Origin of the sequence: Mesorhizobium sp. M7A.F.Ca.CA.001.08.2.1 (assembly GCF_003998455.1) — a bacterium.
Lineage (GTDB): Bacteria > Pseudomonadota > Alphaproteobacteria > Rhizobiales > Rhizobiaceae > Mesorhizobium > Mesorhizobium ciceri.
This window is the reverse complement of record NZ_RZPW01000155.1, coordinates 1-9,894: the sequence shown is the minus strand read 5'-3', so window position 1 is coordinate 9,894 and position 9,894 is coordinate 1. Positions and strand designations below refer to the sequence as shown.

Genomic DNA, 9,894 nt, shown 5'->3' with positions numbered 1-9,894 from the left:
GTGCGGCACTGTCGCTGCTGCCCGTCGACAACAGGCTCGCGGTTAGCATCGGGGCCGGCGGCGACATCGACTTGCGCATATCGGCCGAGAACGCGGCTATCGTGCTGGCCAATCTCATCGACAATTCGGCCAGGCATGGCGCGATGCAGGTTTCTGTCTCCGCTACGAGCGCCGGCGGCAAGGCGAGCATCCTGGTCAGCGACGACGGTGCCGGCATTTCGCCGAGCAACCGGGCGCGCATTTTCGAGCCGTTCTTCACCACGCGGCGCGAACAGGGCGGCACCGGCATGGGCCTCGGCATCGTGCTGGCCCTCCTGAAAGCGCATGATGGTATGATCGCGCTGGTTGACAGCGAGCGCGGCACGCGCTTCGAGGTCATTCTGCCGGTGGCGTGAAGGACACTATCGGCCGGATCGGAGAGAACATGCGCTACGACATCGTCATCATCGGCGGAGCCATCGTCGGCTCCTCGGTCGCCTATTACCTGCGTGAGCAAGGGTTTTCCGGCACGATCGCGCTGGTCGAGCGTGATCCGCAATTCGCGCATGCGTCAACGACGCTGTCCATGGCCTCGATCCGCCAGCAATTCTCGATCCCGGAAAACATCCGCCTGTCGCAGTTCACGCTGAAGCTGTTCCGGCGGCTGAAGGAAGAGTTCGGGGATGACGCCGATATCGGCTTTCGCGAGGGCGGCTACCTCATCCTTGCCGGCGAGGACGGCTTGCCGATCCTGAGGAGCAATCACCAGGCGCAGATGGCCGAGGGCGCCGACATTGTGCTGGAGGACGCGGATCAGCTGGTGCGCCGGTTCCCGTGGCTGTCGCCCGAGGGCATTTCAGCCGGCGCCTATGGCCGCACCGGCGAAGGCTGGTTCGACGCGCATGCGATGCTGACGCTGTTCCGCAAGGCGCTGCGGCAGAAGAAAGTCGATTTCATCACCGCAGATGTCACCGGCATCGCGCGCGATGGCAACCGCGTCACGGGAGTGAGCCTCGGCAATGGCGAGATGCTGGAGGCTGGCATCGTCGTCAACGCCGCCGGCCCGAACGCCGGCAAGGTGGCTGCCATGGCCGGGCTTGAGCTGCCGGTCGAGCCGCGCAAGCGCAATGTCTTCGTCTTCGAGGCACGCGAGAAATATGCCGACATGCCGCTGCTGGTCGATCCCTCCGGCATCTATGTCCGTCCGGAAGGCTCGGTCTACCTCACCGGCGGCGCCGAACCGGAGGAAGGCGACTGCGCACCCGATCCCGGCGACTTCGAGGTAAACTGGCCACTGTTCGAAGAGGTGATCTGGCCGGTGCTGGCGACCCGTATTCCCGCCTTCGAGGCGATCAAGCCGACCCGTGCCTGGGCCGGCCACTACGACTACAACACGCTCGACCAGAACGCGGTGATCGGTCCGCATCCCGACGTCGGCAATTTCCTATTCGCCAACGGCTTTTCCGGCCACGGCCTGCAGCAGGCGCCAGCAGTGGGCAAAGCGCTGGCCGAGCTGATCGTGCATGGCGGTTATCGCACGGTGGATTGCTCGGCGTTCGGGTATGAGCGGGTGGCGGAGGGAAGGGCGTTCCGGGAATTGAATGTGATTTGAGCGGGCAAAGGGAAGGTCCTTTTTGACGCTGGCGCGAAGGATCGCTACGGTTGCGGAACAGTATTTCCAGCGAGCCTCAGCCCTTGCGGTCGAACCAGAAGGCGTCGGCCATGCGCTTCATGCCGATACGTTCGTAGAAGCCTACGGCATCGGGCATGGAGATCAGGCTGATGGCGACCGATGGTCCAAGCTGCCGGCGCGCCTCGTCCATCAGGCCCTTGCCGATGCCGAGCCCCTGTGCCGATCGGGAAACGGCGAGTTCGGAGATGTAGCAGACCCAGGAGAAGTCGGTGATCGCCCTGATGACGCCGATCAGCGGCTTGCCCTGAATATCAAGGCGCGCGGTCAGCACCAGATTGGCGCCCGACAGCATCGCCCGCAGCCGCGCTTCATCATCGATCGGCCGTGTTTCGCCGAGGCCGGATTCGACCAGCACGCGACGGAATTCGGCGATGTCGAGCGCGGGTTCTCTTTCGTAGAGGACGTGTGCGTTTTCTGCCATGGCCGCCAGATTGCACCATCGGGCCGGCTTGTGCCACCGTGCACGAACAGTTGCCTTTTATTTGCCGCCGGCTTTGTGTAAACCGGGCCTCAGCAAATTCCCCGCAACGAAAACACGGGCAAAAGCCATGGAAAAATTCACCAAGCTCACCGGCGTCGCCGCTCCGATGCCGATCGTCAATGTCGACACCGACATGATCATCCCCAAGGATTACCTCAAGACGATCAAGCGCACCGGGCTCGGCACCGGCCTGTTCGCCGAAATGCGCTACAAGGACGACGGTTCGGAAAACCCGGATTTCGTGCTCAACAAGCCGGCCTACCGCAAGGCGCAGATCCTGGTCGCCGGCGACAATTTCGGCTGCGGCTCCAGCCGAGAGCATGCGCCGTGGGCGCTGCTCGACTTCGGTATTCGCTGCGTCATCTCGACCTCGTTCGCCGACATTTTCTACAACAACTGCTTCAAGAACGGCATCCTGCCGATCACCGTCAGCCCCGAGGATCTCGAGAAGCTGATGGACGACGCCTCGCGCGGCTCCAATGCCACGGTGTCGGTAGACCTCGAAGCCAAGGAAATCCGTGGGCCGGATGGCGGCGTGGTCAAATTCGACCTCGACGACTTCAAGCGGCACTGCCTGCTCAACGGGCTCGACGATATCGGCCTGACCATGGAGAAAGCCGGCGCCATCGCTTCGTTCGAGAAGCGCAACGCCGAACAGCGCCCCTGGGCCTGAGCGGCGCGCTCCGGACGGATGGATCTGGCCTTTCGGGCCGGTTCGCGGCGACTGAGTGGAGGGACAGTCATGACACGTTCGCTTCTTGCCGGCCTTTGCGGGCTGGCCTTGTTGCTGGGGCAAATCGCCAGCGCGTCTGCGCAGACCCAGACGCCCGCCACACAGCCGGCCCCGGCGACGGAGCAGCCGTCCGCCGATCAGGGGACGAACGCCGCCGATGCTTCCGATGACGACAAGCAAGCTCCCGTCCCATTCGAAGGCGGCACGCTGACCATCACCCAGAAGGAACAGTATGGCGAGAAGGTGCTTGCCTATGACGGCAAGCAGTTGGCCAGCAATTACGATGTCTTCTTCGACAAAACAGTCGAGGTCGGCGGCGTCAAGGTGGCGCTGTTCGATGTCGGCGACGGCGGCAACCAATGCGGGCCGGCGACGGTGATCGTCTGGAAACCGGAAGGCGGCACGATCCAGAGCACCACGGTCGAGCAGGACCAGTGCGGCGCGCCGCCCTCGGCGGTGTCCGACAACGCCATCTATTTCGTGCCCTACCTGTTGCCGGGAGATCAGAAGCCGGCTTTGCAATGGTCGCCGACCGACGGGCTGACGATTTCGGGCAATCTTACCTACATGCCGGAACCCGGAACGGACTGGAAAGACATCGATCCGGAAAAGTACCAGAACATCATCGACGCCTTCCACAATGAGGCCGTCTACAAGGAAGCGGAAAAGCTGCTCGGCAAGGACATGGCCGACATGGCGACCAGTCTGCTGGTCGGCGGCGGCACCGAAAAGACCGCTTCGGGCGCCTTCTACGCCAGCGGCTGCGTGCCGCATGACTGCGGCGGCAATGACGGCTTCATGGCGGTCGACCCGGCCCAGCACAAACTCTACTTCGCCCGCCGCGGCGACAATGGCCAGCCGCAGGCGTGGCCTGGTGTGGCGACATGGCCGGCGGATGTGAAGGCGGCGTTGGACAAGGCGCTGGGGGCGGCAAATTAAAGCTTTAGCGTTGCGCAGCACCCCCTCGCTTTCGTCATCCTATGGTCTGCGCCGCGTCGCTACGCTCCTTGCTCCGCCATAGGATGACGACGGAAGGGATGCTTCAACCAATCTCGGAGGTTCGCGCTTCGCTTCCGGGATAACAGTTTGCCTGGCTTGGCCCACGACCCGCGCCGTTCCGCCTGCTAATGCTGGCCGACAACCCAAGCAAGGCCCCTCATATGCGCAAACTCATCTCCACCGGTTCGCCGTTCGAAAAGACCGCCGGCTATTCGCGCGCCGTGGTGCAGGGCGACTGGTGTTTTGTGTCCGGCACCACCGGCTACGACTATGCGACGATGACGATGCCGGAGACGGTGGAGGCGCAGACGCGCAATTGCCTGGCGACGATCGGCAAGGCGCTGAAGGACGGCGGCTTCGAGATGGCTGACGTGGTGCGGGCGCATTACTACATCACCGACCAGGCGTTCGTGGATGTAGTCTTCCCGATCCTCGGCGAGACGTTCGGTGACATCAGGCCGGCAGCGACGATGATCGTCTGCCAACTCAACAAACCGGAAATGAAGATCGAGATCGAGGTGACGGCGCTGCGGCGCACGGCCTGAAGGGCGACCGACGATGAAAGTCCAGCGCATCGTTGCCAATATCGAGACAGCGGATGTCGCGGCGGCGAAGCGTTTCTACCAGGATGTGCTCGGTCTCGACGTGCTGATGGACCTCGGCTGGATCGCAACCTACGGCTCCGATGAAACGATGCAGGTGCAGGTCAGCTTCATGGCGCAAGGCGGTTCCGGCACGCCGGTGCCGGATCTCTCGATCGAGGTCGACGATGTCGATGCAGCGCTCGATGCCATGAAGGCGGCGGGCTTTGCCATCGAATACGGACCGGCCGACGAGCCCTGGGGCGTGCGGCGCTTCTACGTGCGCGATCCGTTCGGCCGGCTGATCAACATTCTCTCGCATCAGTGATGACGTATGCCGGCGGGACAGCGCCCCCCTCTGGCCTGCCGGCCATCTCCCCCCTTGAGGGGGAGATGCCCGGCAGGGCAGAGGGGGGCGCTACGGATCACCAACGAATCGGGTTATCCGTGATCGCTGCGTTCCTGCTTGCATGCAACTCGCTTGGCGTTTAGCAAGGCCGCGGTTCAAATCTTTCCAGGACGGTTTCTCCATGGCAACGAAGCATCTTTTCCTGCTCCCCGGTGACGGCATCGGTCCTGAGGCCATGGCCGAGGTCAAGAAACTGATCGCGGTCATGAACGACAGGCTCGGCAGCGGTTTTGCCACCGATGAGGGGCTGGTCGGCGGCTGCGCCTATGACGCGCATGGCGCGGCGATCTCCGATGCCGACATGGAAAAGGCGATGGCGGCCGACGCGGTGCTGTTCGGCGCCGTCGGCGGTCCGAAATGGGATGCGGTGCCCTATGAGGTGCGCCCGGAAGCCGGCCTGCTGCGCCTGCGCAAGGACATGGAGCTATTCGCCAATCTGCGCCCGGCCATCTGCTATCCGGCGCTGGCGGCGTCCTCCTCGCTCAAGCAGGAGGTGGTCGAAGGTCTCGACATATTGATCGTGCGCGAGCTGACCGGTGGCGTCTATTTCGGCGAGCCCAAGCAGATCATCGATCTCGGCAACGGACAGAAGCGCGGCATCGACACGCAGGTCTACGACACGTTCGAGATCGAGCGCATTTCGGGCGTCGCCTTCGAACTCGCGCGCACCCGCAAGAACCACGTCACCTCGATGGAAAAGCGCAATGTGATGAAGTCGGGTGTGTTGTGGAACGAGGTCGTCACCCAGACCCACAAGGCGCGCTATTCCGACGTCAAGCTCGACCACATGCTGGCCGACGCCGGCGGCATGCAGCTGGTGCGCTGGCCAATGCAGTTCGACGTCATCGTCACCGACAATCTGTTCGGCGATATGCTGTCCGATATCGCCGCTATGCTGACCGGCTCGATCGGCATGCTGCCGTCGGCCTCGCTCGGCGCGCCTGACGTGAAGACCAAGAAGCGCAAGGCGCTCTACGAGCCGGTGCACGGTTCGGCGCCCGACATTGCCGGCAAGGGCATTGCCAACCCGATCGCCATGATCGCCTCCTTCGCCATGTGCCTGCGCTATTCCTTCGGCATGGTCGATGAAGCCGACCGCGTCGAAGGCGCAATCGCCGCCGTGCTCGACGCGGGCCTGCGGACGAAAGACATCATGTCCGATGGCATGACCGAGGTCGGTACGGTTGAGATGGGCGACGCGATCATCGCCAAATTCCTGGGCTGATACCGTGACGGTCGGCGTCCGCTGGGCGACGATCGAGGACGCGACGACGCTCGCGACCATGTTTTGCGAGATGGCGGAACATTATCGGCAACCGCCTCTCGATGCCGACCGGGCCCTGTCTGCGGCACGAAAATGGCTTGGCGAGGAAAGCCCGGCCTATCCGCATTTCGCGCTCGCCTTCGTCGAGGGCGAGGTCAGCGGCCTGGCGTCGGTGGCGATCGCGCATCCCGGTATCGATCTCGAGCGGCTGCTGTTCCTCAAGGACCTGTTCGTGCGCGACAAAGCCCGCAACGCTGGTGTCGGCCGGGCGCTGATCGGCTTTCTCGCCGATCATTGCCTGCGCGAAGGCATCGGCCGCATCGACCTGACCAGCGAGGACTGGAACGAAGGCGCGCAGCGCTTCTACGACCGGCTTGGCGCAGAACGCCACGGCCAGAAGGTCTTTCTCAGGCTTTCGGGCGAGGCGCTGAAGGCGATCATCCCTAGACCCTGACGCCCGCCGGCACCGGTCCCCACTGGTTTTCGCGGGCCTGCGTCGGGATCAGCGCGAAGACCAGGATGATCAGGCTGCCGATGGTCGGGATCAGCACCACCAGATAAAGCCAGCCCGAGAGGCCGATGTCATGGATGCGGCGAACGGTCATGCCGAGGCTGGGCAGCAGTGTCGCCAGGACGAAGGTGCCGCAAAGGCCGACGGTTACCGCCGCCGATACGCTGCTGTCGAAATTGCCCATTTCATTGTCGGCGAAAAGACCGATGCCGCCGATGACAAGCAGCGAGACCACCCAGAACAGGAAATAACCCCAATATTCCTTGCGGCGGGCGCGACCGGCGAAATTGAAATAGTTCTGCGTCACGCCACGCCAGAAATAGCCCCAGAGATCGCTGGGCTCGGCTGTCTCGGAAGACCGGCCGAAATGCTGCGCAGGACTTGGGGCTGCTGCAGGCGGAACGCTGGCCTGGACTGGTGCGGCTTTGATGCCGGGCTCAGCGGCGGCCGGAGCGGCGGTCGGGGCGGCGATCGAAAAGACGTCGCGCGCCTGGCCGCCGCCTGGCTGGAACTCGACGGCGGTACCGTTGGGCATGGCGGTTTCCCGGCGTAAACTCTCGCGGGTGAAGGTGTAGCGGTTCCCGTCGGCTCCGGTGATGAAGCCGAACCCCTGGTCACCGTCATAGTGAAGCACTTCACCGCGCATGGGCCACCCTCTTGCCACGTCCCGGCCAAAGGTGTGGCACAGGGCCGAGCCGATGGGCAATACCGGGCAGCACGGCTACCGTCTTCGCGGCAAATGAAGCATAAGGCATCGAGTGCAACCGCCTTCGACAGAAGCAGAACATGACAGTCGAGAGTCCTGACAGTAAAACCGTGATTGAAGATGGAGGGGAAAGAAGGCCTCCCAGGCTGGCCATCGACGCCACCGGCCTGACGTTCTGGCCGTCCGGCCAGGGACTTGTCGGCATCCCACGGGTGGAAAGCTTTCTCGTCAGCGCAGCCCTGGCCGATCCCGACCCTAGCGTGGAGGTGGTGGCGTTCCGACCGTGGGAAGGCCGGTTTCGCCCCCTCGCTCCTTTCGAGCAGGACCATGTCGCGACGGGCGAGATTTCACCCTGGCGCCTCAAACGATGGCCTGGGAGGCGCACGGCGATGTCGCAGGCCCTCGAAGCGGTGAGGCAGCAGCCATGGGGCAAGCGCGACGCCGACCGCCATCTCGCCAAGACGGTGACCCATGGCCGCAAAGGCATTGCCTATCAGGCGACGAAGCTGCTGATCCGGGCCTATCGTCTGTACCAGCGGGCGCGAGTCCGGTCGGCCCCGCGTCAGGATGTTCCAGGCCAACCGGCCGAGACTGAACGCGGCTTTGTCCTGATCAGCCATCACATTCTGACCGGGGACGACCGAGTCGCCGTCTCCGGGCGCGCCGGTGGCCTCGCGTTTCTTTGCCATGACCTCATACCGACACTGCGCCCCGACCTCGTTGGTATGAGCCCTGGCGAGGCGCGTTTCGGGTCATATCTCGAACACCTCGTGCGTTCCGGCGCGCCGGCATTTTGTGCATCCGACGAAGTTGGCTCGACGCTGACCGATCATATGCAACAGGCAGGCGTCACGCAGCCGGTGGTATACCGGTTTCCGATGCCTTCCATCCTGTACGAGACGGCTTCGCGCATGGGCGAGACTTCGCGCATCGAGGCCGCCGAGCCATTCGTGCTCTACTGTTCGACCATCGAAGTGCGCAAGAACCACATCCTGCTGGCACGGATCTGGCAGCAGGCGCTCGACGAAGGCGTCAAGCTGCCGAGGCTCGTCTGCGCCGGGCGCTGGGGCTGGATGATCGATCCGCTGCGCGCCTATCTCAAGGCCCATCCGAGACTGCTCGAGCGGGTTACGTTCACCGGAGCGATCAGCGATGAGGAGCTCATCCGATACTACCGCAGCGCTTCCTTCGGCGTCTTTCCCTCGCATATCGAGGGCTGGGGCTACGGCGCCTCGGAATGTCTCGATTTCGGCGTTCCCGTCATCGTCTCGACCGCGCCGTCGCTGATCGAGGCGAGCGGCGGGCTGATGCCGGCGATCGATTCCAATGACCAGGCGGGCTGGTACGCTGCGATCCGCCGGATGGCGGAGGATCCGGAATGGCGCTCGTCGCTGACGGAACGCATCGCAAAGCAGCATCGCCCGACGCCGGCGTCGGCCAGCTGGGCTGCCATCAAGGCTGGCCTGCAGGCAAGCGCGTCCCTCCGGCCGAAGTCCTAGAGCAATTCCAGGAAAAGTGTGCAGCGGTTTTCCCTCGGGAATTGCGTCAAAACAAAGAGTTAGAGCAGATCGCCGTTTCCGTGAAACGGTGAAATGCTCTAGGCGGGCCGCTTCTTCGCCTTCTTGTGCTTGGGCGCGCCGGTGGTGTCGAATTTCGGCTTGCCCGGCTTCTTCGCCCATGGCTTTGCGTCATGCGGGGCGGCCGGGCGCTGATCGGCTGCTGCCGGTGCACGTTTTTCGAATTTGCGCTTCGGCGCGTTGGGATCGAACGGCGCCTTGCCGCGATGCGGCTTCTTGTCGGGGCTTGGCGGCTGATAGCCGGCGCGCGACAGATCGGGCGTACCGTCGAGCCGCTTCACCAGGATGTTGCCTTGCAGCTTCCGGTCGGGACCGATCGCGGCCAGGAAGCGGTCTGCCCAATCCGCTGCGATCTGCACGTAGGTCTCTTCCGGCTGCATCTTGATGGCGCCGATCTCTCGCTTCGAGATGCTGCCGGTGCGGCATAGCATCGGGATGAGCCAGCGCGGTTCGGCATTCTGCCGGCGCCCGATCGACAGCGAGAACCAGACGCTGTCGCCGAAATCGTCGCGGCGGCTGGGCGCCTCGTCGCGGCGCGCGAAACCTTCGCCCGCCGGCCTTTCACGCGACGGCGTGAAGGGCGCGATCTCCATGAGATCCTCGGGGGCCGAGCGGCTGGCGCGGCACTGGCGCACGAAGGCAGCGGCCACCTGTTCGGCGCCATGCCTGGCGAGCAGCGCGTCGATGAAGGAGCGCTCGTCCTCCTTCACCGGCTCATCGAAAGCCGGATCGGCAAGGATGCGCTCGTCGTCGCGCCGCATCACGTCGTCGGCCGAGGGCGGGCTCGCCCATGTCGCCTTGAGGCCGGCGTTCTGCAACAGCCGTTCGGTGCGCTTGCGGGCGCTGTTGGGCACGATCAGCGCGCTGACGCCCTTGCGCCCGGCGCGGCCGGTGCGGCCGCTGCGGTGCAGCAGCGTTTCCGGGTTGGTCGGCAAATCGGCGTGGATGACCAGCTCAAGAT

At 64.1% G+C, this 9,894-nt stretch carries 12 protein-coding genes; 9 read left to right on the top strand and 3 right to left on the bottom strand.

Going from position 1 to position 9,894, the window contains the following annotated elements:
- The coding region (locus tag EN914_RS11940) for an ATP-binding protein (RefSeq protein ID WP_164778720.1) at positions 1-395 on the top strand (395 nt) is incomplete at its 5' end.
- 29 nt (positions 396-424) lie between these two features.
- Positions 425-1,591 (top strand): FAD-binding oxidoreductase, encoded by a 1,167-nt coding sequence (locus EN914_RS11935; protein ID WP_024504046.1) that lies wholly within the window; start codon positions 425-427, stop codon positions 1,589-1,591.
- A 76-nt stretch (positions 1,592-1,667) separates the two neighbouring features.
- Here the strand turns inward: EN914_RS11935 and EN914_RS11930 are convergent, their stop codons facing one another.
- Positions 1,668-2,093, bottom strand: a complete 426-nt coding sequence (locus tag EN914_RS11930) for a GNAT family N-acetyltransferase (protein ID WP_013528786.1) — start codon at positions 2,091-2,093, stop codon at positions 1,668-1,670.
- A gap of 127 nt (positions 2,094-2,220) precedes the next feature.
- Between EN914_RS11930 and leuD the strand changes: the two genes are divergently transcribed.
- The 6 genes from leuD to EN914_RS11900 all read left to right on the top strand — a co-directional run bounded on the left by leuD (position 2,221) and on the right by EN914_RS11900 (position 6,593).
- Positions 2,221-2,826, top strand: coding sequence for a 3-isopropylmalate dehydratase small subunit (gene leuD, locus EN914_RS11925; protein WP_013528787.1), 606 nt, complete (start codon positions 2,221-2,223; stop codon positions 2,824-2,826).
- A gap of 69 nt (positions 2,827-2,895) precedes the next feature.
- On the top strand, positions 2,896-3,825 hold the full coding sequence (locus EN914_RS11920) for a hypothetical protein (RefSeq protein WP_024504045.1): 930 nt from the start codon (positions 2,896-2,898) through the stop codon (positions 3,823-3,825).
- Between the two features lie 221 nt (positions 3,826-4,046).
- The gene (locus tag EN914_RS11915) at positions 4,047-4,430 is read left to right on the top strand and encodes a RidA family protein (RefSeq protein WP_024504044.1); all 384 of its coding nucleotides are present in this window, start codon (positions 4,047-4,049) and stop codon (positions 4,428-4,430) included.
- A gap of 13 nt (positions 4,431-4,443) precedes the next feature.
- Entirely contained in the window at positions 4,444-4,794 is a 351-nt protein-coding gene (locus EN914_RS11910; protein WP_024504043.1) for a VOC family protein, read from the top strand.
- Between the two features lie 202 nt (positions 4,795-4,996).
- A complete protein-coding gene (gene leuB / locus EN914_RS11905; RefSeq protein WP_024504042.1) occupies positions 4,997-6,100 on the top strand; it encodes a 3-isopropylmalate dehydrogenase in 1,104 nt (367 codons plus the stop codon).
- A gap of 4 nt (positions 6,101-6,104) precedes the next feature.
- Complete coding sequence (locus EN914_RS11900; protein WP_024504041.1) at positions 6,105-6,593, top strand: GNAT family N-acetyltransferase; 489 nt, start codon at positions 6,105-6,107, stop codon at positions 6,591-6,593.
- On the opposite strand, the gene EN914_RS11895 is transcribed toward EN914_RS11900, so the two are convergent.
- Positions 6,583-7,296, bottom strand: a complete 714-nt coding sequence (locus EN914_RS11895) for a DUF805 domain-containing protein (protein WP_024504040.1) — start codon at positions 7,294-7,296, stop codon at positions 6,583-6,585. The two genes, EN914_RS11900 and EN914_RS11895, sit on opposite strands and share 11 nt — an antisense overlap.
- Before the next feature lie 140 nt (positions 7,297-7,436).
- Between EN914_RS11895 and EN914_RS11890 the strand changes: the two genes are divergently transcribed.
- Positions 7,437-8,855 carry a glycosyltransferase gene (locus EN914_RS11890; protein ID WP_024504039.1) on the top strand — a complete coding sequence of 473 codons (1,419 nt, stop codon included), beginning with the start codon at positions 7,437-7,439 and terminating at the stop codon, positions 8,853-8,855.
- Between the two features lie 98 nt (positions 8,856-8,953).
- Here the strand turns inward: EN914_RS11890 and EN914_RS11885 are convergent.
- On the bottom strand, positions 8,954-9,894 hold a 941-nt coding region (locus EN914_RS11885; protein ID WP_206527197.1), incomplete at its 5' end, for a DbpA RNA binding domain-containing protein.

What these genes read in the sequence shown, in the direction of transcription:
- EN914_RS11930 (WP_013528786.1), bottom strand. Translation starts at nt 2,093, where the DNA reads ATGGCAGAAAACGCACACGTCCTCTACGAAAGAGAACCCGCGCTCGAC.
- EN914_RS11935 (WP_024504046.1), top strand. Translation starts at nt 425, where the DNA reads ATGCGCTACGACATCGTCATCATCGGCGGAGCCATCGTCGGCTCCTCG.
- EN914_RS11910 (WP_024504043.1), top strand. Translation starts at nt 4,444, where the DNA reads ATGAAAGTCCAGCGCATCGTTGCCAATATCGAGACAGCGGATGTCGCG.
- leuD (WP_013528787.1), top strand. Translation starts at nt 2,221, where the DNA reads ATGGAAAAATTCACCAAGCTCACCGGCGTCGCCGCTCCGATGCCGATC.
- EN914_RS11895 (WP_024504040.1), bottom strand. Translation starts at nt 7,296, where the DNA reads ATGCGCGGTGAAGTGCTTCACTATGACGGTGACCAGGGGTTCGGCTTC.
- EN914_RS11920 (WP_024504045.1), top strand. Translation starts at nt 2,896, where the DNA reads ATGACACGTTCGCTTCTTGCCGGCCTTTGCGGGCTGGCCTTGTTGCTG.
- EN914_RS11890 (WP_024504039.1), top strand. Translation starts at nt 7,437, where the DNA reads ATGACAGTCGAGAGTCCTGACAGTAAAACCGTGATTGAAGATGGAGGG.
- leuB (WP_024504042.1), top strand. Translation starts at nt 4,997, where the DNA reads ATGGCAACGAAGCATCTTTTCCTGCTCCCCGGTGACGGCATCGGTCCT.
- EN914_RS11915 (WP_024504044.1), top strand. Translation starts at nt 4,047, where the DNA reads ATGCGCAAACTCATCTCCACCGGTTCGCCGTTCGAAAAGACCGCCGGC.